The following is a 23712-nucleotide window of genomic DNA, read 5'->3' as shown; positions in this document are numbered from 1 at the left end:
GGATAAATTATCGACCGAGAAAATGTTTAGACTTCAAGCAGCCAGCAATTGTATTTAAAGAAATGGCATTGGCTGCTTGATATTAGCGAGTGTCGCACTTCGCAGTTGAATTCGGGCTTGAATACGCACGTCGTCGTTATATCGAGTTGCACAAACCTCTTCGGGATGCCCATGTTGAGTCATTAAGGTTTGGATATCCATCTTATGCTCTATGTTGTCTTCAGAGCCCGTCGTGACAATCGTTGTGCCATCACTTCCTACCAGTGTGAGCTTTTTATAGATTTGGCTGCTATTAATTAACTTACCATCTATCTTTTCATCGAAACGACGCTTCAAGTTAATTAAACTCGCTCCTAATCCGTACTCCATTGACATGCCAGAGGCTAAATTAGCAAAGAAGGTTTGTACTGTTTTATCTGTAGATAAATTATCAACATCCTCACTGGCAATGGTAAATAAATTATCGAGTGTGCTTGCGTAGCTTTTTACTTTTAAACCGAGTTCCCTATGTTGGGATTCTTTTAATTTATTTTGCCCCAAACTTGTCACAACAATAAGCATAGCTAAATAAATAGAGACTAATATTGCGCTTATTGCAATAAATTTTTTACTGGATATTTTTTTAACGGCCTTTTTCATCGGGTTTTCTTACTATCTTCTATGAAGTAATCGTTATAAAAGTAGTAAATAGATGGATAGTATTTTTTTACTAATTTTTCGTAGGTTCCATCTTTCTTTATTGAATCTAAATAACGATCAAATGCTTTGCGTAATTCCGGCGAGTTTTTCCGGAATGCAACAGCCATTTTCTGATTTTCGGATACTGGACCAATGACTTTTATTTCACCTGGCCATTTTTCTAATGCAATTAACGTATCGGCGACGTCTAGTAATGTGCTTTCCGCATCATTTTTCATTATCGCTGGCACCATCTCATTAAGAAGACGAGCCCCATCAGGCAGTATGACTTTTGCGCCTGTGTCATATAAGTCATAAAGGTTAGGGTCCAAGCAAGAGTGCTCCAACGCCAACACTTCGCGACCATGAATAAGCTGCTTGACGGTTTTTACATCTTCATCAACCGACCCACTGGGTTTAATCGGACTCAGCGTGGAATCTGTTCTGGAAACTAACCAAACGCCTGACGGGAAGTAATCTTGTGAAAAGTCTAAAACTTCAGAGCGCCAGTCAAGAATGGTAACGCCATTTGCGATCAAGTCACCCTCGATTGGAACACTTTCTCCCACAACGGCTTGCTTATTATGGTATTGAACATCTTGGCCCGTCAGCTTACCGACCATATCGCTCCACTGAGCTGGAACATATTGGTACTTAACGCCCAACGACTTGGCAAAGCCTTTTACTATCTCTACATCTAAGCCAGTCAAGGTTTCCACTTCACCTTGTTCAATATAAGAAACGAAGTTAGCGTACGGCACACCAATATGGCGCAACACTCCGCGATCACGGATCTGTTGTAAGTCGTCTGACCAAGCGGAAGAGGACATAACAGAGGCCGCCATAAGCGCCATCGCCGCTAAAGTTCTTTTGAATGTTTTGACTGACATAATAATATCCTTACCTTTCACAAAGCGCCCAATAACGGGCGCTTAAGTGATAAACAACGATGTTAGAACGACGAGTAATATAAATTCGTCATCGCCACCACGAGCCCTTCAACATCCTGCTCGTCATGGAACAAGTGCGTGGAGATACGGAGTGCGTAAGTATCAAAGTCATCATCTTTATGCAGCTTAAAGCTGGTTGTTCGAATGATGTAGCCATATTCTTCACGCAGACGATCTCTGAATTCAGTCAATATGTCTTCATTCGTCACATCAGAGAATGGGTTAACTGTGGTTAAGCCACTCGTTAAACCTTCCACGTTTGGTGAGTACATTTGGGCTTGTGGCAAGTACTCTTGAAGTAAGGTTTTACACAAACTACCAAGACTTAGAACACGTTCCTCAATGCGGTCACGACCAATCTCATCCCACATTTTACAGCTATCAACTAACGCTTGTTTCGCAGGATAGTTGTCGTTCCCGATGTACTGCATCTGTAATTGTTTGCCTAAGTAATCAGCATGAGAAAGTGAAGAGTTGATCAACCACAACGGGTTTTCACGATCACTCCAATACTCATTCAAGCGATTGGCGTTATCACGTACGTACAAAATACCGGTTGCGCCAGGACCACACTGCCATTTGTGGCCAGAACCTGCATAGAAATCACAATCCATATCATGGAAATCGAGGTCAAACATACCGACAGTATGCGCTCCATCTACAAGCGTAGGCACACCATATTCTTTCGCTAAAGCACAAATGGCTTTGGCTGGTAACGCCGTTCCCGTTTTATAGGTGATATGAGAGAACATGATGAGGCGAACGTTTTGATGCGCATCAAGCGCGTCGCGGAAAGCTTGGATGTAATCTTGTTCAGAAACGTCTTCAGTACCAGTAAATACCGGTAGTTGAATTTCAACAACATCGACGCCAAAACGATGCTTTGCGACGTTCATCGGTGATGTTGCAGCCATATGCTCATGGTGCGTCGTTAGAATCACATCGCCTGGTTCAAAGTGTAAGCCGTTAATGATCGAACATAGACCATCAGTAGTATTGCGGCTGAGAATGATTTCTTCTGGGTTAGCACCAAAGCCAGGCGCTACTTCTTGAACCATCTCAGAGACATAAGGCCAAGAGCCAAATTTGCCCTTCATATCCCAAGGATACTTAGCCACCAACTTGTTGTTATGCTCATAATCTTGAAGAACTTGCCTTGGCATAGAACCCGTTGTGCCAATGTTCATGTAAGTCGTACGTTTATCCAAAACGAACTGTCGTTGCACTTTACGCCAAAAGCGCTTATCGTGTTTTCTACCTAGCCCGCGGCTGCTCCAATCAATTTTCTGTTCTCGTGCTTGAACTGCGCCCGAGAAAGCGGAAGCACTCACACCAGCAACAACAGCTCCTGTTGCGCCTTTCAGAAAATTACGGCGGCTGCTATTAGTCTGAATAGATTCCTTGTCTTTCATCTTTTTCAATCCTTGTCGGAAATTAGCCATATTATTAATTTTAAGTGCGTAACTATCTGTTACTAAAACATTATTACCCATTAAAACCAGAGTTTAATTTTTTCCTCTGCCATTAAGTGACTTTAGTTCCAATTTTTTATCTTATTTGATGATATAAGCAACAGTTTGACCACAAACCTATAAACAACCATATTCACATTAAAATATTCATTAAATTGATTACTTTTTATAGAAGACAATTCCGACAACTTCTTTATAAAACAATTATGAGCTTTGTTATAAAGTCATTAAAAATTTAACTTTGCGTTAATTTAAAAATATTCAGGTTATTTTTTGATTGACGTCTATTCTTTTTATATCTGAACAATCTCAATATGTTAAGTCGTAATAATGGAGAGCTGGTTTCGCAGATAGATACCAGTTTAAGACCATAGAGTGAGACACATCACTCTCTGACATAAACCCACCGCTCAACAGACATAAGGAAGAGAAGTTTTCACTAATATGTGCTTGAGCGTACAACCAAAAAGAAGGAAGTCCCATGTTAAAAGGATTGCTATGCATTTCAGTTGCTGCCACTCTCGTAGCCGCTCCTAACGTACTTGCGCAGACTGTCGCGATGACCGATCTCAACAGCAAGAAGAGCGCTGGCACCATTGAGATTTCACAAAGTGACTATGGCGTGGTATTTATGCCTCAGTTATCAGGTTTGTCATCAGGGGTGCACGGTTTCCATGTTCACACCAATCCATCGTGCGATAGCGCGGAGAAGAATGGCAAAACCGTCCTTGGCGGTGCAGCAGGTGGTCACTATGACCCCAGCAACACAGGGAAACATGGCTACCCTTGGACCGATGACAATCATTTAGGTGACCTGCCTCCACTCTATGTGGACATGGATGGCAATGCCAATCAGCCCGTTGTCGCGCCTCGCCTAAAATTATCAGATTTAAAAGGTCGAGCATTAATGATTCATGCTGGTGGTGACAATCATTCCGACCATCCTGCTAAATTAGGCGGCGGCGGTGCGCGCGTTGTATGTGGCGTTATTAAGTAGTCATTCGATAAGCCAAATTCGCGCTTCTCCTCAGGCAGCGAGAAGTGCGAATTTTTGTTGATACTCAGTGTCCGTCTCACACGTCTCTAAGTAGCTGTGGTGCAACATTAAAATTGACTGCACTATCTTTGTACCAATTCCTAATGCGCCCCCGACGGCATCTTTATCAATTCGATTGACAAAAGTGAACAGGATTCGCGACTTATCCTCACTCAAATGCGCTTGGCAATGCACTTCCGAGCCGATTGGGCTGTGGCGCAACGCATTTTCAAGCAGGTTCAATACCAACCGCTCTAAGAGTCCTTTGTCACCCACAGTTTGGATCTTGCTATCCATATCCACTTTCAACACCACTTCCTTACGAGAAAACTGGCTCTGCATCGTCTCGGCACATTCTGCCATCAACGCGCCAAGATCTATGGGGCGGTACTCGTAGTTTGGCATTGGTTCCTCTTTACGCGCGGCGTCTAATAAAGAATGCAATTGAGTTGAGAGCTTCTCACAATTTCGGAACGCGACATCAATCAGCGGATCGGATTCCGGATGCTGCAAACGCCACGTTTCCAGATAGCCAAGCACGCTCGATAACGGCGTTTTTAAGTCATGACTGAGCTGCAATAAGCTTTGACGGCGATGAGAAGACTGATACTCCAACTGTAAAAACTGCTGCTGAATGTGCTTCGCCATCATCTGATAAGAGTGCGCAATCGGCACGAGCTCCGGCACTTGGTAAGTAAAGTCAGGTTGCAGGTGAAAATCATGTTCGGCTTGCTGTTGAAGTTGCTTGGTCACACGCTCAATCGGGTTCAATAGGCTACGTTTGACCAGCACATAAGCCCCGAGAGCAAAGCCTAAAATGGACACTAAGACCAATCCTGCCAGCGCGATGTAAGGGGTATCGACTTGCGCATTGGCAATGGCGTCATGTCGGGTACTGCCAATCACCACATAAAGATAACCGACCGTAGAGCCTAGTTCCTCTATCGCCGCAACAGAAAACACTTTGTGTTCACCGCGATTACGAGGATCTTCGCCTAAGATGGGAAGCGGTTCGTTGTTTAAGAATTGCTGAATGGGGTTCAGATCCACCGAGTCCATAAGCTTTGCACCATCTGGCGCAGCATGGGTGGTGATATTGCCTTGGCTATCAAGGAAATAGATTTCAAAATCAGGGCCGATCAACATGAGCGTATGAAAGATCGACTTAAGCGCTTTAGGGTTGTAATCCGTCCCGATCATCAGCGGATTATCGTCACGCATGTGACTGGCTAGTTCTTTATGCAGGCTTTGCTTAGTGCGTAACTCAATGGTTTCTTTTTGCCAATTGTAAGTCAGTGCAATCACCACCGCCACGAGGCAGAACCACAAGCTGGTAAATACCACTAAGCGAGATTTGAAGCTCATCCTATCGCCTCCTTAAACAGCGATGTTTTTGAAACAACCGTAATGATTGAACAATGATGGTGAAACAACTGCCGACTTACTGTCTGCCTTGATGTTTTGACTTGCTTTTTTGCATTAGTGCCTTGGTTGAAACTTATACCCTACACCCCACACGGTTTGGATGAAGTGATGATCAGAATCAGACAAAGACAACTTGCTGCGTAAACGGTTTATGGTGCTACACACCGTGTGGTGATAACCAGAATGACTGGTGTTCCAAACGTGATCGAGCAATTCATCTTTACTGTAGACTCTGCCCGGACGAGTCGCGAGAAACTGCAGCAAAGTAAACTCTGTCGCGGTGAGCGTGACATCCTTGTCGTTTAAGGATACTTGGTGCAACTCCGGAATAATTCTCAGTGGACCAAAATCCATCGCATCTTCGAGGACTTCATCTGCTACTTTGGCTTCTGCGGTTTGGCTGACTCTGCGCAGCACGTTACGTACTCGCGCTTGGAACTCTAATACGCTAAATGGCTTAGTGATGTAGTCATCAACCCCCGCTTCTAAACCATCAACCTTGTCCATTTCACCGTCTCTTGCTGTCAACATAAGCACTGGGCTCCAATCTTGTTGCTGACGCAAATAATGGCAGATGTCTAGGCCATCACCATCTGGCAAACCTCGGTCAAGGATCAATAAATCAAAGGAGTATTGCTGATATTGCGCTTTAGCATCGGCGACATTTGTTGCTCGCAACACTTGGTGTCCTTGAAACTTAAGATGCATCTGAACCAGTTCTGCCAAATCATCGTCATCTTCCACCAACAAGATGTTAGCGACTAAATTGATTGCCTGTTGTTCCATGGTCCTTTCCTTGCCTTCGAGTATCCTCACTTTGCACATGACCGGAACAAATTAGAAATTCTTTCAAAAAAGGTTCCGATGACGCCATGAGGGATAAAGCGCTCGGCTACAAGCGCTTTGGAAAGGAGACGTCATCGGAGCCTGTGTTACTCGACTCGAGTGATGGTGATTTTCGCACCTGGGTTCAAGAAACGATGGTTCGCAGAGAGTGCTGAGTTTGCTAATCCATCATCTTGGCTAACAACACCCGCATGGAATGCAACAACGTCACTGCTGTCATTACGAGCGGCATTGAAGCCCTCACCGCCACCTGCTGGGCCCGGAATGGTTGCGGCAAGTTCATCGTTCAATTCCGTACCGGAATCCCAGACGTTCATGCTCATTTCATAACTCTCACCCACTGCTAAAGATTTTAGCGACAGCCCTGTTTCGCCAACAAAGGCATCATTGGTGTTCACGAACATAGACGCTACAGACAAGTAACCGTAACGACTAGGGTCAACAGTGATGGTGACCTCATCTGAAGACCCCGGCAGCACCAATCCGTTACCTGATACGCCTTGGTAAACATCATCATTACTGTTCATCAGATTAATTAGCTCTGCGTTACTGCCACCCTCTGCAAGGTGCTCAAGTTCGACGGATGCGGCTTGGCCAATTTCAAACAGTTGGTAATCACCGTTATGAGTGAGTACTGCGAGCGGAGACATAGGTTGGTTCGCGGTTAGATTGGCGACGTTGACGGTGTAGCGATACGACTTAACTACATCGTTATCATCATCGCTTGGACAACCGGCGAGCAAACCGACTGAAGCGGCTACGAGTAAGATTCTGACTTTCATACATCCCCCTTACTTCACAACGATGGTGATGGTCGCAACTGGGTTCAACCAACGATGACTGCTGCTGTCTAGATCACTGATGCCGCCTGTTGGGTTGCTGTCACCCAAGTTACCCGGATGCACGTGCACTTTGTCATTTGTTACCGCAGCTTCAACGCCTGTACCGCCAGAACCAAAGGTAATGAAAGGAGGGTTTGGCATGCTAGACGCAAGTTCATCGTTCGCTTCTGTACCGGCATCATAACCTCTTAGTGTTGCTCGGTATGTTCCCGCTTCAGTTGGGATTTTCCAGCTGTCTAGCCCCACAAAACCATCATTGGTTGGCAGCAACATCGCGCTAAGAGAAAGATAACCATGGTCACCACTGTCCATGGTGAAAGTGGTCGTAACGCCTGGGTTTAAAATACCGCCAGCTGGGTTTTCTACTACAACCCCGCCCGCATTACCGATGAGGCTTGCAAGGCCAGAGATATCACCACCTTCTGCCATTGCTTCTAATTCTGGGGTCGCGACTTCACCCGTTCTGAACATTTGAAGGTCGGAGCCATGTGCAGCAACAATAAGTGGTGTGAAGTAGATACCTTTGGTTGCGTTGGTCACGGTGATTTCCAATTCCGCCGCATTCACTGATGCAGAGCCTAGTGCCATAGCGACTGAAGTCATGACGAGTCCGAGTTGGGTACGTTTTTTCATTGTGATTCCATCCTTTAATGAGGGTTGAACTACCCAAGCCCATGTGTACGGCTTTACTTCTTTGTTCGTGACTTGAGTAAGTTAAGCATTACGTTTCGAACGTTTTGCGTTCTTGCCTCTAAGAATGACGAGCAAATCTATCAGTAACTTCATCGAATTCTCATAAAATTCTCACAAGTTCTGTTCGAATTCTGTCAGCAGCACTTTTTTACTCTTAATCAGCTATTTACACTTCGCGCTTTCCCCTCCTACAATGCGGTATTCCCTGTTTAAATCACGATTCTCACCATGATTCATAACGTTCTGTCTGCCTACTATGGCGAAATCTACGGCATCGCTTTTTTCAACCACTACTTGAGCCATTACGCCCAAAGTGAACAACAAACACTGTGGCAAACCTTAATTGATGTAGAAGAGCTCACCGCAGAAAAGCTCAAACCTGTACTGCTGACAAATGGCATGGATATCAAAAGTCGACACCACGAGATGCTGGATAAAGGCTTGGCAGATGCAACCAAGTGGATTGATTTACCATGGCAAGAGTTGGTGGCGACTCTTCTGAGGTGGGTAGAACCTTATGAGGTCAAGTATCAAGAGTGGCATGAAGAAGTGAAAGCTTCACAGCAGTATTCAATCGCTGAGCAAGAAGCTATCGAGTTGATTGTAGACCACGAAACGGCCATTTATCACTGTTGGCAGCAATACCATACTGGTGAATCTGGCTTGCCTGCACTCAATGCATTTTTGGCAAAATATCGTTAAAGCGAGACGGTGACACTTGAACCTCGTGAAACCGTACCAGACAATATCGTTATTCCGCTGCGCAGAACTGAACAATTATGGTTAATCCAAAACTCATTGCCCTACTTCCTGATCTTGCTTCGTTTATCCTAGTGGTAAACGAAGGCAGTTTTACCGCTGCAGCCAAACAACTCGGCGTGACGCCATCGGCTTTAAGTAAGTTGATCACACGATTAGAGCAAGCGCTCTCGGTCAAATTGTTTGAGCGCACGACTCGTAAGTTGATCATCACTCAAGCAGGACAAAAGGTTTACGACCAAAGTATCGCAATGGTGAATGCCGCGCAGCAAGCCGTTGAGCTATCTGCGGAAGATCATGCCGAGCCAACAGGCGCACTCACAGTGGCAGCCCCAGAAGCATTTCTTAATTCGGTGCTTCAACCGTTTGTGTTGCCATTCCTAGAACGTTATCCAAATATACAGCTTAAGCTGCGTGCAGCAGATGGTGAGATCGATCTTTTCCGCCAAGGCATTGATGTCGCATTTAAGCTCACCGACAAACCCGATGAGAATCTGGTACTCAAAGAGATCAGCAAGACCAACCTTGTTTTGTGTGCCTCTCCAGATTACCTCACCAAACACGGTATGCCTGAGCACCCAACCGAGCTTGAGCAACACGACTGCATTTACCTTGCCGAGAACGACAAAGACAACATCTGGTCATTCTTTAAAGAAGAAGCGTTCCACTCCATTGCCGTAAGTGGACGCTACGCCGTCAACCATTCTCAAATGCGCTTGAACGGGGTTAAGTCTGGCTTGGGAATTGGGATCTTCCATGACTTCGTGATCAAAGACGCGTTAGAGCAAGGAGAAGTGGTAGAGGTGCTACCGGACTGGATGATCAAGAGTAACTACCACGGTGCTATCGCGATGCAGTATGCGCAAACCAAATACATGCCTGCTCGTCTGCGCGTGTTTATCGACTTCGTTAAGGAGCATTTAGTCTCCGAGGACACTAACCATGCTTGAAGAGGCTAACCATGTTTAATGGCATTCATCACGTCGCGATCATTTGCAGTGATTATCCAAGGTCAAGACGCTTTTACACCGAATTGTTAGGGCTAAAAGTCATTGCTGAAAATTATCGTGAAGCCAGAGACTCGTACAAACTTGACCTTGCTCTGCCTGACGGTAGCCAAGTTGAACTATTTAGCTTTCCGGACGCACCAGAGAGACCGAGCTTTCCTGAAGCTCAGGGGTTACGCCACCTTGCTTTTCAAGTGGATGATGTAGAGCATGTTAAAGAATATTTAGAGACGAGAGAAATTGAGGTAGAGCCCATTCGCATCGATGAATTTACAGGCAAAGCGTTTACCTTTTTCAAAGATCCAGATGGCTTGCCGCTAGAAGTTTATCAACGCTAACTTTGGTGGGGCACGAGGAACTGGCGTTTCAAATCGCACACTTAGAGCCAAATAAGCGTAGCTGTCAGAAATCACCAAGCTCAGTCTTGAGAGTATTGGTGTCGTTGGAAGTGTATCGTGATGAAAAGTCGAGAAGTGGCTAAACGGACAAGGTTTGCCTTTATGGCTGACGGCATTGTCACTTTCTTCGATTTGAACCAATTCAAAACCATTAAGCGTACATAGCGTCGCCCACACGCCCATGCTGTTACCATGAGCATTGATAACAGGCATCAGCGTCACTAGCACCCAACTTAGAGCACTAGCAAATAGCATGGAGCGATAAAAAGGAATTAATCTACGCATAACGGTGACTTAACAAATTTAATTCAGCGTAACTAATTCTGAGTGCTAGCTCAAAAACAGGATCAATAAGTGGTTGCCACCTCACAGCTTTTCTTCAATAACGCAATTGACAGACACAAAAAAGCCCACCAAAACGGCAGGCTATTTTCATATTCTATTGTCAGCTTTTATCGCGATTAGCCGAACAGCTTACTCCAAATACTTGGGTTACGCTTGTCATGGTATTCTTCACGTAGGCTATCAATTTCACGTAATTGTGCTTTCGCGTCTTGCAGGTTACCAGCGTCTAAGTCTGCTTCAATCTTGTCTAACGTTACCGTTAGTTTATTAAAGCCTTCTAAGTAGGTATCGAATTTCTCTGGTGGATAGTTACCGCGCTTAGATTGCTCGACGATTGCTTGCAAGCTATCAATTGCAGACTTCATGGTTTCAACATCCGACGCTTCTGCCGCCTGTTTGAATTCCATCTTCATCTGCTTCATGTTTTGTTTTAAATCAACCGCTTCCGCCATTGCGTATGTTGAGCCAAACGCAATCGCACACCCTAGGACTAAAGGACGTAACATTTTCACTTCTCCATTTATAGTGCCGAATTCTGTGTCGGCTTTATTTACCCAAATAACCCACGCCATAAAAGGCGACAAACTAGCTTAGTTGAGTATTTCCGGGTCGCAGTGTAAAGCAATCTTACGCCAGGTGCATACCTAAAATGTAATCAAGTTTATGCGTTGCGAATGTCGTCATACTCTGGAATTGGCTTACGGCCTCTCAGAGCTAAGAAAGACAAAAACTGCTGGGCGGTGTGAGTAATCACTTTTTTGCTATCGATACCCACTTTATCCATTAGCTCTCCAACCAAATCCAGATTACCAACATCATGGCAGAAATGTGCATCACTTCCTGTTGTGAAGAAGACACCGAGATCTTTACCGATTTGTGCAATCTCGTGGCAACGGTCTACGCTACCCACTCGGCTATTCCCTTTTAGCGTGGTGTTATTGATTTCAATCGCAACATTATACTCTTTCGCGCACGCTAAAACGGCCTGAAAATCAAAGTCGAAATTTGGATTCCCAAGATGGCCAAGCGCATCAATACGACCGTTTTGAATCACACTAATGAGTGCTTCCGTATGAGTTTCTTTGTTTGCAGGACGAAAAACAGGTTCATGGAAACTTGCAATAACCCAATCTAGGTTACGATCGACACTCAGCGGAATATCGATGTCGCCTTCGGTATTAAGAATGTTGGATTCCACACCCCGAATGATCGCGATACCGTCTAAAAATCGAGGCAGGATTTTTTGGTTGGAGAAAAACCAGTAATGCGGCGCGCCCGGCATTGATTCCGCGTGATCAGTCGTACAGAACATATCCAAGCCGTTCTCTTTCGCCAATTTTGCATTTTCAATCAAGGTGCTGTACGCATGACCACTGGCGTACGTATGTGTATGGGTATCAACTTTAAATTCCATCATCCACTCTCTTAGGTGCGCTATCTTGCGTGCTATTGTATACCTACACGTGACGTACCGTCAGCCCAAGATGAGTATCAGACTTAAGCTTGCTCCTCACTGATGGCTTTTATTAGGGGCAACGCTTTTTCCCATCCGTGATTAAACATAGAAACAAAGTCGCTGTGCGTATGAATGGTGACATTGAGTAACAAACGATCACTATTGGTGTCGATCTGATAGATCTCTCGTGATCCAATCCACTTAGATGCTAAATCTCCATCCAGTTGCTGCCTATTATCCGGATTAAAAATGGCAATGTGATGAAATTCAAGGCGCTGTTGCGGTTGCACGATATCGATAGTCGCTCGCGTTCCGCCCATATCGGGATCAAAAAAAGTGATGTCTTGCCCTTCTTCCCATATCCCATCAAATTGAGACTGGGGTGAGAAAGCCTGTGCCCAGCGTTTGTATAACTCAGCATCGGTTAGCACTTCCCACACCCGTTGCGGTGTAGCTGAAATCTCAACGTAATAATTTAGCGTAAGCATTATTTCTCTCCCTGAACCTTTCTTGACGCTAGTTCATTGTCAGAAAAAATCAAACCTCACCTCTGATTTGCCTTACTTAATCCTCTATTTTCCGACAGGCTAAGAAGTTCTCGCTTGTAACCTACCACCACGATGCGCCGTAAAGCGAACCCAACATGTGTTCAGTATGGTTGCGAGCACGATTAAACTCATCCCGATAATTTGGCTTTGACTCATTCGGTCATCGAAAAACGCACTCTGCCAAACCGCGGTGAACAGTAGGTTAGTAAAAATAAGTGGTGCAAGTTGAGAGCCGCTGCTTGCCAGTTGATACGCTTTGGAGCGGAAAACTTGGGTGTTAATGATCATCAGGGACATCACACCGAGCCACAGCATATTAGAAGAAACAGTAGATTCCATCACATTGGCTTTGAGGAAAACATCGATGTCGTTAAACAACGTTAGCGGTAACAGAAATACGGCAGCAAACCCAAACGCCCAAAAGTTGATTTCTAATGGCGACATATCAGTTTTACTCACTTTATATAGCGTAAGCTGAGAGCCGGAATTGAAGAGTCCACCAGCTAGACCGAGTAATAAATCCGAGCGCCAAGTAAACTCCCCACCAACTCCCGCCAACATAACCACTCCAGTAAACGCCATTGTTAAAGCCGCCAATGTTGAAACGCGAATGTGGCCTCCCATAAACAGCTTTTCAACCAAAGGAATAAATAATGGGCCAGTGGCAAACAATACCACCCCTTCTACCAGCGTTAACGTTTGTAGTGACGCGATGAAACACAACTGTGATAAGCCGATACAGAAGGCGCGAAGCAAAATCGGTTTTAACGTCCCAGCTTTAGGAAAGGTAAGATTTTTGAAACGAAGTAAGACAAGCAAAATAAGTGCAGGAGCCAAAAAGCGTAAGAAACTAAACAGTGTGACGGAAAGTTCACCTGTCAACTGCTTTGCTAACAACCCAGTAACAGATAAGCTTAACGTAGACATCAGCATGAAAAGAATAGATTTATTTACTGCATTCATTCGATACTCCTTAATATGTGGAGTATTTTATGAGATATCACTTATTGTAAATAGCGAGTAATATTAACCATTAATGTAAGAAAAACTTACAGGTTAACTTATCTCTCATCATGTTACGGTTTCTAAAATATGCGTAAATTAGTCCCTCTAAAATCCATCTATGCATTTGTCGCTGTGGCGGAATCTGGCAGCATGACAGAAGCAGCGCAGATATTAAGTGTGAGTCATTCGGCGGTGAGTCAGGCGATAAAATCACTGGAGACTCAGGTCAACAAACCTCTGTTTGATCGCGTAGGCAGACAAGTTCAACTTAATGCTGACGGTAAAAAATATTATCGAAAGGTTGCGCCAGCTTTAGAACAAATTGTCGATGCCACAGAAGCGCTAATCCAAGACCAAAACTTGCAACGTATTACGCTTAATATGGTGAATTCCTTGGCGCTGCATTGGTGGATTCCGCGAATGTCGAGTTTGCAGGACTTTGCTCCGCAATTAGACGTTCGTTTATCAAACCTGTCTGGCAGGTTTAATCTAGAGCAAGAAGGTATCGACGCTGCCCTCGTGCATGGAAACACCGAGGAATGGCAAGATTATTACTGTGAAAAGCTCAGTGAAGATGAACTGGTTTTGGTGTGTAGCCCTGAATTGATAGCTAAGACGAATGACTCAAATATAGCTCAACTGTTAAAGCAGTATCCCATCATTGAAGTCACTAACGAACGAAGAAAAAATGACTGGAACGTGTGGCAGAATGCGACTGGCATCCTGCGACCTAAAAGCAAAAAACCAATCACTTTTAATATGTCGATACAAGCCGTGCAGGCGACGACTCGTCGTTTAGGCTTATTGGTGACTCATCGCTTGTTTGTGAAAGATGACATCAAATATGGCCAGTTAATCGAGCTGGGTAAACCCGTCATTAATCCTAACCAACAGTTTTACTTTGTTTGCCCACCACACAAGCTAAAGCTGGAATCGTTTCACCTTCTGCGCTCGTGGTTGCAACAATCATTCAATTAAAGGTTGCAACAATCATTCAATTAAAGAAACCTTTTGTTAAGCACATTCATTGAAAAATTAGTATAAAGTTAGAAAGAGCACTTTTCATCCAAGGATGGTTTATGAAGCGGTATCAAATATGGTTAAGCGTACTCTGCCTCGCAGTACCCATGAGTGCAGTCGCTGAAAGTGAAGACGCTCATTCAGAGCAAGGCATCTCAACGGCAATCATAGGCGGCCAGCAAGCCACTCAAAATCAATTGCCCTTTTTCGCACGACTCATTCTACACAAAACTGGCGCTAATCAATTTGCCAACATCTGTGGCGGCACGATTGTTAATGACCGCTTCATTTTAACCGCCGCTCACTGTGTAGAGCCGAGTGTTTTTTCTGACGGATGGACAATCAATGATCTACGAGTTTTAGTAAAAAACCCGACAATGAATGATGTGTTTGTTGAAGAATTCAAAGATGTTCGCTCTATCGTCATTCATCCAAATTACGAGCCTAGTGATTTATGGATTAATGATATCGCCGTACTTGAACTTACCCACCCGATCACCGACAACGTTCAATCCATTACGTTGCCGCAAGATTTTGGTGATTACAGCAGCCAATCGGTTTATCAGATATTCGGTTTAGGGCAAACCTCGACCAACGATGAAAATGGACCAAGTTATTTGCGATGGGCGGAAGTAAAACCACTCACCGATGCGCAATGTGCTTCTTTAGTGACCGGGTTTAATGCTCAAGAAAGCTTATGTGCCAATGGGTTTCCTGAGCGCAGTTATACCGGTATTTGTAGCGGTGACTCTGGTGGCCCTCTCACCTATCAAGACAATAACGGAATGTATCAACAAATCGGTATTGTAAGCTATGGTTCTTCTGTTTGTGAATCCGCTGCGATTCCGAGTGTGTTTACTGAGGTTCTAAATTACACAACATGGATTGAAGCCCAAACCAGTTCGGGAGTGAAGACTCGTTACAATGCCCTCTTAGCAAGCACAGAAGATTATCATAGTGAAGGTGATTCCGGCTTTGAACCAGAAGATACCAACACATCTGGCTTTGAGGACAATGGCAGTAGTGGTGGCGCACTTGGCGCAGGGATGATCATGCTTGGAGGCTGGTTTGGTTGGCTAAGACGCCGAAGAAATTATTCGCGCTCCAAATAGCTTCGATAAGACATCATAATATCTTGCGCTTAACACGAGAGTTGATGATGTCTTCTATTATTTTTTGCTCTTTTTTCGCTTTTTCATAATTTTGCTTAGTACGCCATCGTTCGAGCACTTTTTCTAACCCTTGAACACGAGCGTGTTTGTGCTCCAGCGTTTTTTGTACAGACGCGCATTCCGCTTGCATGACGGCTTGTTCATGCTCATGGTGGCGAAGCATTTTTTGCAGCATTTGATCGACACGATTAGAGTTCATCAGTGCTGCGCTTGTCAGTGTTGGAACAGTTCTGGTTGATTGTCCCGCATGACCTTTCAATGCTGACAATTGTTCCAACTGCATTGAAAGATGGGAGTGACGTTGGCGCATGGCATCAAGTTGCTGACCCACACGATCACGTTGCTTTTCTTCCATTTGTTGCAGCTTACCCACTGCTTTTAACTTGGATTTCATCTCAACGATACCACTCCCATTTGGTTAAGCACTTTGAAAAAGCTGCGCGAGCTCGGTCAAACTGGTTGGGTAATCCACTGACTCATTGGCGGCTTGTTGTAAATACGCGCGTAAGTTTGGATACATAGCAACAGATTGATCTAATTCAGGATCTTGCCCCGGTTGATAGCCTCCTAACGGCAGCAGTTCTTTCACCTGAAGATAGTTTGAGTACATCTGGCGGAAATTATTCGCGATCGTGCTATGCGCCTCCTGTGTACAGGTACTCATACAACGGCTGATAGACGCATTAATATCAATGGCAGGATAGTGCCCTTGCTCGGCAAGTTGACGCGATAATACAACGTGCCCATCTAAGATAGCACGCGCAGAATCCACGACAGGATCTTGCTGGTCGTCCCCTTCCGCCAACACGGTATAAATTGCGGTTAGGCTACCGTGCTGATTTTCACTGTTGCCCGCACGCTCAAGGAGTTGCGGTAACACGCTGAAGACAGAGGGCGGATAACCGCGAGATGCCGGAGGCTCGCCAAGCGAAAGAGCGATTTCACGCTGTGCCATGGCGTATCGAGTGAGAGAGTCCATCAACAACAGAACATCTTTGCCTTGGTCTCGAAAATACTCGGAAACGCGATGACAAAGCAGTGTGGCTCTTAACCTCATCAGCGGGGATTCATCAGCAGGAGCTGCGATGATAATCGCCTTCTTGCGCGCCTCTGGGGTTAAGTTTCGTTCGATGAACTCGCGTACCTCTCGGCCTCGCTCACCAATAAGACCGACCACAATCACATCGGCTTCGGTGTTTTTGGTGATCATCCCCATTAAAACACTTTTACCGACACCACTGCCCGCCATTAAACCAATGCGTTGACCTTTTCCGACGGTCAAGAGTCCATTGATTGCGCGCACCCCAACGTTGAGTGGGGTATCAACAGGACGTCTCTTCAAAGGGTTAATCGGTTTTGGTTCAAGTGAAACACGATCTCCCCCTTTTAGCGGTGCCCCGTCGTCCAACGGCTCACCTAAACCATTCAGCACTCGCCCTAACCACTGAGCACTTAACTGCACGGTACTGTCACCGTCCAGAGGAATGACTTTCGCACCAGCAAATAAGCCACCTAAGCGCCGAATAGGCATTAGGTAAGCAATAGTGTGCTCAAAGCCCACCACTTGCGCTTCGATCATGTCGCCTTCTGCGGTTTCTACGAGACAGCGCTGCTCCAGTTTAAACCGGCACCCAACGGCTTGTAACATTAAGCCGTTTACTTTAATCAAGCGCCCTGTCACGCGAGCAACAGGGATTGAATCGAGCGAAGCCAATGCTTCGCTCAAACGCTCACTCAATAGCTCATGGCTTAAGGTATTACTCATGCTCTGATTCTACCTGCGGAATACTAACTTCATCCAAAAGGTGTTGTTTTACATTGTCCATACAGGCTTCTAAACGAGAGTCGCAACTTGCATCCGCCTCTGCATCATCGGTCACTAGTTGGCAGCCACCAATCGGAAGTTCCGTATTAGCCACCAGTTTCCAAGATTGTGGTAGATCAGCATTAATGTGAGTAATTCGTTCTAAATCCTGCGGATTTAAATGCACGGTTACGGTTTCCGCTTTGCCTGGCATGGCAGACAGTGTCTCATCCACCAAGGCAAGGATCTGTTGAGGCATTAAAGTGAGCTCAGCACGAATCACTTGCTGAGCCACTTTTTGTACCAGCTCACAAATCATATGGCGTTGCTGTTGCTCTTTTTCGTCTTGCCAGCGAGACAGCGCATGAAAGAGCTCGTTCACGGGTTTCGCCGCCTCTAGAAAACTCTGTTTTCCTGACTGCTCACCAGACACAAAGCCTTTTTGGAAGCCTTCTTTTTGCCCATCTAGCAGACCTTGTTGCTTACCCTGCTCGATACCTTGACGTAAGCCTTCCTCATGCCCTTGTTGTAAACCTTGTTGAAAACCGGCTTCAAGCTGCTGTTGAATATCAACTTGCGGCTCTTGCCAACCTTGGTTATCTAGCCCGAATTCGTCTTCTATAGCCTTAGGCTGCGCCAAAGGCGGAAAACGATGCAAACGGTATCCACTCGGCGGCAGTCGCATCGTACTTGATTTTGTCTCTACCATGACGTTACTCCACCGTTGGCTCTTCATAAAGAAGCAACTGAACTTCACCAGATTCATCCAACTCACGCACCATTTGCATGATGTCTTGACGCGCTTTTTGAACACGACTTAGCGCAACAGCCCCGCGCGCTTCCATATCGTCTTCCAGTGCTTTCACCATACGCTGAGGCATAGAACGTTTAATGGCTTGCTGTAACGTAATTTCTGAACCTTTAAGTGCAACCGCCCACAATTCTAGTGGGATCTGCTGCACTAGCATGTCCATGGTTTCTTCACGCTGACGACCAAGAACCATAAAGTCGAACATATTCTCTTCAATGGCATTAACGACATCTTCATCATGCAACTTCAGCATTTCCATTAACGACCCGCGATCACCTTCAAAGCGGTTAATGATGTCAGCAGCTTGCTTGACACCAGATAGCGGTGTGCTTTGGCTTGCAGATACTTTTTCAATGCAGCGCTCAACGAGCTCATGCAAATCAATAGCAACTTGATGATCGATGTCTTGCAGCTGAGCAATTCGGAACAAGATTTCGTCATGGTAATCTTGTGGCAGGTGCTTCAACACCGCTGAAGAGCTATCGGCTGGCAAATAGGCAAGAAAAATCGCTTGCATTTGCGGGTGCTCATTCACAATGAAACGAGCAAGCGTTTCTGCTTCTACCCACTGTAAGCGCTGCATATTGTTGCGAATTTCATCACCATACAGCGTATTCAGCAGCCCTTTTGCCAAATCATTACCCAATGCTTTACGTAGCGTATTAGACAAATATTCTTTAGAAGCTCCACGAATGCCACTGTGCTCACGAAAGTCTTCAAAGAAAGTTTGAATAACGCCGCGAGCGGAATCGCTCTTAATGCCATTCAACTTCGCCATTGCACGAGTCACCCGCTGGGTTTCATCACGGCTAAAGTGCTGTAAAACCTTCGCAGCGGCATCCTCGCCCATGCCTAATAGCACAAGCGCGGTTTGTTCTACATAACTAAGCGTCTGCTTTGATGGAACTGTGTTCATTGATGTTTACCCATTGTTTCAGTATTTCGGCTACGCGCTCTGGCTCTTCATTGGCAATAAGCTGTAGGTGTTTCAATTGAATCTCTAGTGGCGAACCGGCTGGAGGCAGCATGTCGCTGTTTACATCTAAGCCGGAAGAGGCTGAGATACCTTTTTCTGATAGACGGCGATCAAGCACTTCTTCATGCTCACGCTCTTCACGCGTTTGCAGGTTGTCATAATCAGGCTCTTCTTGCGGCTCTGCAAAGTCTAACTCTGGTACTGGCTTATCAACGCCTGTGAGGTGCATGATCAATGGGCGTAGTACGAAGAAGATCATCGCCAAGCCTAACAAACCACCGATAACGTAACGTATTGGCTGCTGTACTGTAGGGTCTTGCCACCACGGCAGCGCAGGAGGCGCATCAATTTCAATTGGAGTGAAGTTGAAACTCATCAAGCTTAAGCTGTCACCTCGTGCCGCAGAAATACCGACAGCATCCATGATCATATTTGAAATCTGCTCTTTATCTGCTTCACTCCAAGCAACACCATCCGGAGAGGCTTTCGAGTTCAACAGTACCGACACGCTCATTTTCTCAATTTGACCTTGTTGGTATTGAGTACGACGAACACTACTCCCCACTGCATACTGACGGTTTACTTCAGAGCGTGCGTTGGTGTTTTGGCTATCGTTCGTTTCTACTTCTTCACCAGTTACCGGCGGTTGGTTGCTTAGAGAACCTGGTACGCCTAGCGCAATTTGGTCAACTGAGTTGTTGTGAATGGTGTGCTCGTTACGTACGACAGGTGCGTTATCCAAAATCTCTTGCGTTTCTTCAACTTGGCTAAAGTCCATATCAGCAGCGACTTGCACACGGAAGTTACTCGGACCCACAATTGGCGTAAGCATGTCTGCTGCGCGTTGAATGATCTGCTTCTCAACGTTCTTTTGATATTCAAGGTATTTTGCATTGACTTTACCTGCTTCCGCCGAAGCAACATCTGCACTGAGTAAACGGCCATATTGGTCGATAACAGATACAAATTCAGGCTTCATCGCCGTCACGCTACCAACCACTAGGTTGATGATTGCTTCAACTTGCTCAGACTTGAGGTCTTCGCCAGGTTTCAGCTCAAGCATCACTGATGCTGAAGGGTTCTCGCTGTTTTGACGAACAAATAAGGTTTGACGAGGAATAGCTAAGTGAACACGCGCATTCGCCACTGAATTCAGAGACATGATAGTGCGTACTAACTCACCTTCTAAACCATGACGGTAACGCGCCGTTTCCATAAATTGGCTTGTACCGAGAGAGCTGTCTTCTTTAAGCGAATCCAAACCTGTCGGCAGTTTGGCTTTAACACCTTTTGACGCAAGCAACATACGAACTTTCGCAACTTCGCCTTCTGGCACAAGAACTTGGCCATTTTGCTCTTGCATACGGTAGCTCACACCTTCACTTTCTAATACCGAGACAATCTCTCCGATATCAAAACGTTCTTGTTGGCTATACAGTGGACGGAAGCTTTGTGAGGAGCTCCAAAGAGCGACCACAATGATTGCCGCAACAATCGCAGCGAGTACGGCAGATAACACTAGGTTTCTCTGGCTACTCGACCAGATTTGCTTCAGCTTCGTTGTTACATCGTCCATGCTATTCGCAGTAGAAAATGTCTGTGCTGAGCCGGAGGTCATGGCTGTATTTCCGGCGACTTGGGGGGTTAGTTCTGACATGAATTACACCGGCATCTTCATAATATCTTCAAATGAGGTCACGACTTTGTTGCGCACTTGCATCAAAGCATTAAATGATAAGCTGGCTTTTTGGCTAGCGACCATCGCACCAACTAGGTCATCACTTTTTCCTGTTTCTACGGCCGTCATTTTTTGACTAGCCACTGATTGATGTTGATTCACTGTATCCAACACATTTGTCATCGCTTGTGAGAACGATAATGGTGCGTTTAGTGATTGTTGATCTAAAGGATTTGCACTCACGATAAACTCTGGCGGCTGCACTTGTGCCTGCATCGCCTGCATTTTTGACAACATAAGTTGCTCTGCCGAGACCGCATGAGTAGGTTGACTTGCCATCTATTTTTTCTCCTATTAGGCAGCCGAGCCTAGTGCCGACTGTAAATCAATACCATGTTCTCGCATGGCTGCGAGTTTGTAGCGTAGCGCTCGAGTAGAGACTCCAAGCGCGTTTGCGGTTTTCGTTCGGTTTCCACCAAACTGACGTAATTTTTCTAAAATAAATTGATATTCGGCCTGCTTCTTCGCTTCTACATGACCAAAGCTTGAAGCTGGCTCAGCGGATGGAACTGGCGCAACAAGTTCAATAGGCAGCATCAGATCATGGGCAGTAATGTAGTCACCATGACGCATGACCAATGCACGCTGAATGACATTTTCCAACTCGCGAATATTACCTGGCCAGTGATACTGACTCAGCGCACTGATTGCATCTTGGGATAGATGACAGCGACTGCTATCTTGATACTTTTCAATAAAGAATTGGCTGATCGGTAAAATGTCTTCTTTTCTTTCACGCAAAGGAGGCCAGTGCAGAGGCAAAACATCCAATCGGTAATAAAGGTCTTCACGGAATGTGCCTTTTTGAACTTCTTCACGTAAGTCTTTATTGGTTGCCGCAATAACACGAATATCAAGCTTCACCGCCTTGTGGCTGCCTACGCGTTCCACTTCACGCTCTTGAAGAACGCGTAATAACTTGGCTTGAACTGCAGGGGACATTTCACCGATTTCATCTAGCAAAATCGTCCCGCCATTCGCTTCTTCAAACTTACCGCTTTGAGAGTTAGTCGCTCCTGTGAAGGCACCTTTGACATGACCAAATAGAACCGCTTCTAACATCGACTCTGGAATGGCGGCGCAGTTAACCGCCACAAATGGACCATCAATACGTGGAGAGTGCTCATGCACATATCGAGCCAGCACTTCTTTACCCGTTCCCGATTCGCCTGTAATTAACACACTGGCGCTGGTGCAAGCGGCACGATGCGCCAATTGCAGTACCTGCTTGCTTCGCCAAGATTCCGCAACAATGTTGGCCATTGGCTTACCTAGCGCTTCAACGCGCTTCAGTAAATTGAGCAGCTGATTCGCTTCAAATGGGCGTAATAGATAATCGGTTGCTCCCGATTTCATCGTCTCAGCCGCCAAGATTCCCTGCTCTTGATCGACAATAGCGATAACAACACCAGAGTTACGTTGCTTTTGGTGGCAAGCAACAAACTCGCGGACACACATGTCCGGTAAAGTAGAGCTCACAAGAGTGATTTCTGCTCGGTCTTCAAGTAATGCGCCTCGGCCAGTACGAGTGTGTTTTGCGGTGTAACCTGCATTTTGCAACACATCCAATACTGGTTGAGCAAGAGCTTCATTCGGCTCAACCAACAAAATTTTCGTTTTCGTCATCATTGAACCTTAACTTTCGTTTGTTGATTTTGTTGTTGTACATCAGGGTGGTGTTTCACTGCCGTTCGCTCGTTATCTCTAACTAGGCGCAACGTTACACGTCGATTTTTCGCTTGGCCCTTCGTCGAACTATTGCTGGCAATTGGGTAACGAGAACCATGCGCTCTTGTTTCGATCATCGATTTATCAATACCAAGTTCAACTAAGGCCTCGGCAACTTGCTCTGCTCTAGTACGTGATACTGAAAGGTTCGCCAAGCTAGAACCAACGTTATCGGTGTGGCCATCAATTAAGATCTTGGTCACACGATCATCAACAGATACATAGCTATTTAGCGCTGCGAGCGTTTCTTGCTGCTTACGACTGAGCGCCTTCTGACCAAAGTCAAAAGACAGAACAAGATTTCGTGCCTCTGAAAACGAAAGCTTAGGCAAACGCGCTCGACAGGCATTAAATGACTTGAGCGCGTTTTGAATTTGAATAGTCGGAATCACAATCTCTGACAAAGAGGAAGCATTACTTCCCTTTAGTGACAACGTCACCCAATTACCAGTAGCAATTAAATCCATGAGTTCATCAGCGCCTTTGCTGAAGACAAATCGTTGGGATGGCTTAGTAAAATCAAGGGTCACAAACTCTTTTCTATAAAGCTCACCAGACCAAGGGGCACTTTGACTTATTAGAGCAATCGTTTTCCATTTATTATTTTCATAATGTATATCGGAAATAAAATAAGTTTTATTGTTAGGTTCCGAACGGAAATAAAACTTCCCATACAATCTATTTGATTGCAATAAGTTGCACTCAAATAGATTTCCTTTATATATCCATTTTGAAAGATCCATTGGTATTGTTAAGACCTCTCCAGAATATGTTAGTTTAGAAAAAATAAAACTCACAAAAATAAGTGTGTTACAAATTATCAAACGGATAGAGTCCATGTATATCTTACAATTCCATGACCTTATCAATTTAATTAAATATGCCACTAAGCCGTGATAACTGGCATAGCTAATCATGTTAATTACCTATTCTGAATATTGAAACTGGTTACAAAATGCTCACAAGAGCATGACCAAACCTTTAAAATCAAGATTTAAGCTTT

The 23712-nt window shown here is 45.2% G+C and carries 25 protein-coding genes and 1 pseudogene; 6 read left to right on the top strand and 20 right to left on the bottom strand.

Annotated elements, in window-relative coordinates; all coding sequences use genetic code 11:
- Positions 1-99: 99 nt before the first annotated feature.
- The 3 genes and pseudogenes from NL645_RS21810 to NL645_RS21800 all read right to left on the bottom strand — a co-directional run.
- Positions 100-639: pseudogene (locus tag NL645_RS21810) on the bottom strand (GGDEF-domain containing protein); the annotation flags it as partial.
- Complete coding sequence (locus tag NL645_RS21805) at positions 636-1568, bottom strand: transporter substrate-binding domain-containing protein (RefSeq protein WP_005394865.1); 933 nt, start codon at positions 1566-1568, stop codon at positions 636-638. The gene NL645_RS21805 and the pseudogene NL645_RS21810, both read right to left, overlap by 4 nt.
- A 62-nt stretch (positions 1569-1630) precedes the next feature.
- The gene (locus NL645_RS21800; RefSeq protein ID WP_006741963.1) at positions 1631-3040 is read right to left on the bottom strand and encodes an aminotransferase class V-fold PLP-dependent enzyme; all 1410 of its coding nucleotides are present in this window, start codon (positions 3038-3040) and stop codon (positions 1631-1633) included.
- Positions 3041-3581: 541 nt separating this feature from the next.
- On the opposite strand from NL645_RS21800, the gene NL645_RS21795 reads away from it, so the two are divergent.
- Positions 3582-4097: a superoxide dismutase family protein gene (locus tag NL645_RS21795; RefSeq protein ID WP_005394862.1), complete on the top strand. Its 516-nt coding sequence runs from the start codon at positions 3582-3584 to the stop codon at positions 4095-4097.
- Between the two features lie 30 nt (positions 4098-4127).
- Here NL645_RS21795 and NL645_RS21790 read toward each other — a convergent pair whose 3' ends face one another.
- From NL645_RS21790 to NL645_RS21775, 4 genes are all read right to left on the bottom strand, one after another.
- Complete coding sequence (locus NL645_RS21790) at positions 4128-5501, bottom strand: sensor histidine kinase KdpD (RefSeq protein WP_253652397.1); 1374 nt, start codon at positions 5499-5501, stop codon at positions 4128-4130.
- 114 nt (positions 5502-5615) lie between these two features.
- Positions 5616-6347, bottom strand: coding sequence for a response regulator transcription factor (locus NL645_RS21785; RefSeq protein ID WP_253652396.1), 732 nt, complete (start codon positions 6345-6347; stop codon positions 5616-5618).
- Between the two features lie 146 nt (positions 6348-6493).
- A complete protein-coding gene (locus tag NL645_RS21780) occupies positions 6494-7189 on the bottom strand; it encodes a spondin domain-containing protein (RefSeq protein WP_253652395.1) in 696 nt (231 codons plus the stop codon).
- A 9-nt stretch (positions 7190-7198) separates the two neighbouring features.
- Complete coding sequence (locus tag NL645_RS21775; protein WP_253652394.1) at positions 7199-7882, bottom strand: spondin domain-containing protein; 684 nt, start codon at positions 7880-7882, stop codon at positions 7199-7201.
- A gap of 288 nt (positions 7883-8170) precedes the next feature.
- On the opposite strand from NL645_RS21775, the gene NL645_RS21770 reads away from it, so the two are divergent.
- The 3 genes from NL645_RS21770 (at position 8171) to NL645_RS21760 (ending at position 10046) form a co-directional block, all read left to right on the top strand.
- Positions 8171-8644 (top strand): hypothetical protein, encoded by a 474-nt coding sequence (locus NL645_RS21770; protein ID WP_104973108.1) that lies wholly within the window; start codon positions 8171-8173, stop codon positions 8642-8644.
- A gap of 77 nt (positions 8645-8721) precedes the next feature.
- On the top strand, positions 8722-9651 hold the full coding sequence (locus tag NL645_RS21765) for a LysR family transcriptional regulator (RefSeq protein WP_042601221.1): 930 nt from the start codon (positions 8722-8724) through the stop codon (positions 9649-9651).
- An 11-nt stretch (positions 9652-9662) separates the two neighbouring features.
- On the top strand, positions 9663-10046 hold the full coding sequence (locus NL645_RS21760; RefSeq protein ID WP_253652393.1) for a VOC family protein: 384 nt from the start codon (positions 9663-9665) through the stop codon (positions 10044-10046).
- Here NL645_RS21760 and NL645_RS21755 read toward each other — a convergent pair.
- The 5 genes from NL645_RS21755 to NL645_RS21735 all read right to left on the bottom strand — a co-directional run bounded on the left by NL645_RS21755 (position 10026) and on the right by NL645_RS21735 (position 13418).
- Positions 10026-10391, bottom strand: coding sequence for a hypothetical protein (locus NL645_RS21755; protein WP_253652392.1), 366 nt, complete (start codon positions 10389-10391; stop codon positions 10026-10028). The two genes, NL645_RS21760 and NL645_RS21755, sit on opposite strands and share 21 nt — an antisense overlap.
- 176 nt (positions 10392-10567) lie before the next feature.
- Positions 10568-10957, bottom strand: a complete 390-nt coding sequence (locus NL645_RS21750; RefSeq protein ID WP_005394852.1) for a cytochrome b562 — start codon at positions 10955-10957, stop codon at positions 10568-10570.
- 155 nt (positions 10958-11112) lie between these two features.
- The gene (locus NL645_RS21745) at positions 11113-11865 is read right to left on the bottom strand and encodes a phosphatase (protein WP_047009782.1); all 753 of its coding nucleotides are present in this window, start codon (positions 11863-11865) and stop codon (positions 11113-11115) included.
- A gap of 83 nt (positions 11866-11948) precedes the next feature.
- On the bottom strand, positions 11949-12395 hold the full coding sequence (locus NL645_RS21740; RefSeq protein ID WP_005394850.1) for an SRPBCC domain-containing protein: 447 nt from the start codon (positions 12393-12395) through the stop codon (positions 11949-11951).
- A 99-nt stretch (positions 12396-12494) separates the two neighbouring features.
- A complete protein-coding gene (locus NL645_RS21735) occupies positions 12495-13418 on the bottom strand; it encodes a DMT family transporter (RefSeq protein ID WP_253652391.1) in 924 nt (307 codons plus the stop codon).
- Positions 13419-13547: 129 nt separating this feature from the next.
- Between NL645_RS21735 and NL645_RS21730 the strand changes: the two genes are divergently transcribed.
- Both NL645_RS21730 and NL645_RS21725 read left to right on the top strand, forming a co-directional pair.
- Positions 13548-14438 carry a LysR substrate-binding domain-containing protein gene (locus tag NL645_RS21730; protein WP_006741976.1) on the top strand — a complete coding sequence of 297 codons (891 nt, stop codon included), beginning with the start codon at positions 13548-13550 and terminating at the stop codon, positions 14436-14438.
- A gap of 149 nt (positions 14439-14587) precedes the next feature.
- Positions 14588-15592: a trypsin-like serine protease gene (locus NL645_RS21725; RefSeq protein WP_253652390.1), complete on the top strand. Its 1005-nt coding sequence runs from the start codon at positions 14588-14590 to the stop codon at positions 15590-15592.
- Between the two features lie 13 nt (positions 15593-15605).
- Here the strand turns inward: NL645_RS21725 and fliJ are convergent, their stop codons facing one another.
- The 8 genes from fliJ to NL645_RS21685 are packed head-to-tail and all read right to left on the bottom strand — an operon-like array spanning position 15606 to position 23626.
- On the bottom strand, positions 15606-16046 hold the full coding sequence (fliJ, locus tag NL645_RS21720) for a flagellar export protein FliJ (protein ID WP_253652389.1): 441 nt from the start codon (positions 16044-16046) through the stop codon (positions 15606-15608).
- Between the two features lie 24 nt (positions 16047-16070).
- Positions 16071-17417 carry a flagellar protein export ATPase FliI gene (gene fliI / locus NL645_RS21715; protein ID WP_005394843.1) on the bottom strand — a complete coding sequence of 449 codons (1347 nt, stop codon included), beginning with the start codon at positions 17415-17417 and terminating at the stop codon, positions 16071-16073.
- A complete protein-coding gene (gene fliH, locus NL645_RS21710; RefSeq protein ID WP_005394841.1) occupies positions 17410-18165 on the bottom strand; it encodes a flagellar assembly protein FliH in 756 nt (251 codons plus the stop codon). Before fliH ends, fliI begins: the two co-directional genes overlap by 8 nt.
- Positions 18166-18169: 4 nt before the next feature.
- Entirely contained in the window at positions 18170-19183 is a 1014-nt protein-coding gene (locus NL645_RS21705; protein WP_005394839.1) for a flagellar motor switch protein FliG, read from the bottom strand.
- Positions 19152-20900 carry a flagellar basal-body MS-ring/collar protein FliF gene (gene fliF / locus NL645_RS21700; RefSeq protein ID WP_031780427.1) on the bottom strand — a complete coding sequence of 583 codons (1749 nt, stop codon included), beginning with the start codon at positions 20898-20900 and terminating at the stop codon, positions 19152-19154. Before fliF ends, NL645_RS21705 begins: the two co-directional genes overlap by 32 nt.
- Positions 20901-20903: 3 nt before the next feature.
- Positions 20904-21260 carry a flagellar hook-basal body complex protein FliE gene (gene fliE, locus NL645_RS21695; protein WP_005375045.1) on the bottom strand — a complete coding sequence of 119 codons (357 nt, stop codon included), beginning with the start codon at positions 21258-21260 and terminating at the stop codon, positions 20904-20906.
- 15 nt (positions 21261-21275) lie between these two features.
- A complete protein-coding gene (locus NL645_RS21690) occupies positions 21276-22607 on the bottom strand; it encodes a sigma-54-dependent Fis family transcriptional regulator (protein ID WP_161445697.1) in 1332 nt (443 codons plus the stop codon).
- Positions 22607-23626, bottom strand: coding sequence for an OmpA family protein (locus NL645_RS21685; RefSeq protein ID WP_253652388.1), 1020 nt, complete (start codon positions 23624-23626; stop codon positions 22607-22609). Before NL645_RS21685 ends, NL645_RS21690 begins: the two co-directional genes overlap by 1 nt.
- Positions 23627-23712 lie beyond the last annotated feature (86 nt).

The sequence above is a fragment of the Vibrio sp. Y51_MX_L26 genome (genome assembly GCF_024181935.1).
GTDB classification, from domain to species: Bacteria; Pseudomonadota; Gammaproteobacteria; order Enterobacterales; family Vibrionaceae; genus Vibrio; species Vibrio diabolicus.
The sequence above is the reverse complement of the archived record's forward strand: the minus strand, read 5'-3'. Positions and strand labels throughout refer to the sequence as shown.

Excerpts from the sequence above, each read along its gene's own strand:
- fliF (WP_031780427.1), bottom strand. The coding sequence starts at position 20,900 with ATGTCAGAACTAACCCCCCAAGTCGCCGGAAATACAGCCATGACCTCC.
- NL645_RS21770 (WP_104973108.1), top strand. The coding sequence starts at position 8,171 with ATGATTCATAACGTTCTGTCTGCCTACTATGGCGAAATCTACGGCATC.
- fliI (WP_005394843.1), bottom strand. The coding sequence starts at position 17,417 with ATGAGTAATACCTTAAGCCATGAGCTATTGAGTGAGCGTTTGAGCGAA.
- NL645_RS21755 (WP_253652392.1), bottom strand. The coding sequence starts at position 10,391 with ATGCGTAGATTAATTCCTTTTTATCGCTCCATGCTATTTGCTAGTGCT.
- NL645_RS21765 (WP_042601221.1), top strand. The coding sequence starts at position 8,722 with ATGGTTAATCCAAAACTCATTGCCCTACTTCCTGATCTTGCTTCGTTT.
- NL645_RS21730 (WP_006741976.1), top strand. The coding sequence starts at position 13,548 with ATGCGTAAATTAGTCCCTCTAAAATCCATCTATGCATTTGTCGCTGTG.
- NL645_RS21705 (WP_005394839.1), bottom strand. The coding sequence starts at position 19,183 with ATGAACACAGTTCCATCAAAGCAGACGCTTAGTTATGTAGAACAAACC.
- NL645_RS21780 (WP_253652395.1), bottom strand. The coding sequence starts at position 7,189 with ATGAAAGTCAGAATCTTACTCGTAGCCGCTTCAGTCGGTTTGCTCGCC.
- NL645_RS21805 (WP_005394865.1), bottom strand. The coding sequence starts at position 1,568 with ATGTCAGTCAAAACATTCAAAAGAACTTTAGCGGCGATGGCGCTTATG.
- fliH (WP_005394841.1), bottom strand. The coding sequence starts at position 18,165 with ATGGTAGAGACAAAATCAAGTACGATGCGACTGCCGCCGAGTGGATAC.
- NL645_RS21690 (WP_161445697.1), bottom strand. The coding sequence starts at position 22,607 with ATGACGAAAACGAAAATTTTGTTGGTTGAGCCGAATGAAGCTCTTGCT.
- NL645_RS21750 (WP_005394852.1), bottom strand. The coding sequence starts at position 10,957 with ATGTTACGTCCTTTAGTCCTAGGGTGTGCGATTGCGTTTGGCTCAACA.
- NL645_RS21775 (WP_253652394.1), bottom strand. The coding sequence starts at position 7,882 with ATGAAAAAACGTACCCAACTCGGACTCGTCATGACTTCAGTCGCTATG.
- NL645_RS21785 (WP_253652396.1), bottom strand. The coding sequence starts at position 6,347 with ATGGAACAACAGGCAATCAATTTAGTCGCTAACATCTTGTTGGTGGAA.
- NL645_RS21725 (WP_253652390.1), top strand. The coding sequence starts at position 14,588 with ATGAGTGCAGTCGCTGAAAGTGAAGACGCTCATTCAGAGCAAGGCATC.
- NL645_RS21735 (WP_253652391.1), bottom strand. The coding sequence starts at position 13,418 with ATGAATGCAGTAAATAAATCTATTCTTTTCATGCTGATGTCTACGTTA.
- fliE (WP_005375045.1), bottom strand. The coding sequence starts at position 21,260 with ATGGCAAGTCAACCTACTCATGCGGTCTCGGCAGAGCAACTTATGTTG.
- NL645_RS21800 (WP_006741963.1), bottom strand. The coding sequence starts at position 3,040 with ATGAAAGACAAGGAATCTATTCAGACTAATAGCAGCCGCCGTAATTTT.
- fliJ (WP_253652389.1), bottom strand. The coding sequence starts at position 16,046 with ATGAAATCCAAGTTAAAAGCAGTGGGTAAGCTGCAACAAATGGAAGAA.
- NL645_RS21740 (WP_005394850.1), bottom strand. The coding sequence starts at position 12,395 with ATGCTTACGCTAAATTATTACGTTGAGATTTCAGCTACACCGCAACGG.
- NL645_RS21685 (WP_253652388.1), bottom strand. The coding sequence starts at position 23,626 with ATGATTAGCTATGCCAGTTATCACGGCTTAGTGGCATATTTAATTAAA.
- NL645_RS21760 (WP_253652393.1), top strand. The coding sequence starts at position 9,663 with ATGTTTAATGGCATTCATCACGTCGCGATCATTTGCAGTGATTATCCA.
- NL645_RS21745 (WP_047009782.1), bottom strand. The coding sequence starts at position 11,865 with ATGGAATTTAAAGTTGATACCCATACACATACGTACGCCAGTGGTCAT.
- NL645_RS21790 (WP_253652397.1), bottom strand. The coding sequence starts at position 5,501 with ATGAGCTTCAAATCTCGCTTAGTGGTATTTACCAGCTTGTGGTTCTGC.
- NL645_RS21795 (WP_005394862.1), top strand. The coding sequence starts at position 3,582 with ATGTTAAAAGGATTGCTATGCATTTCAGTTGCTGCCACTCTCGTAGCC.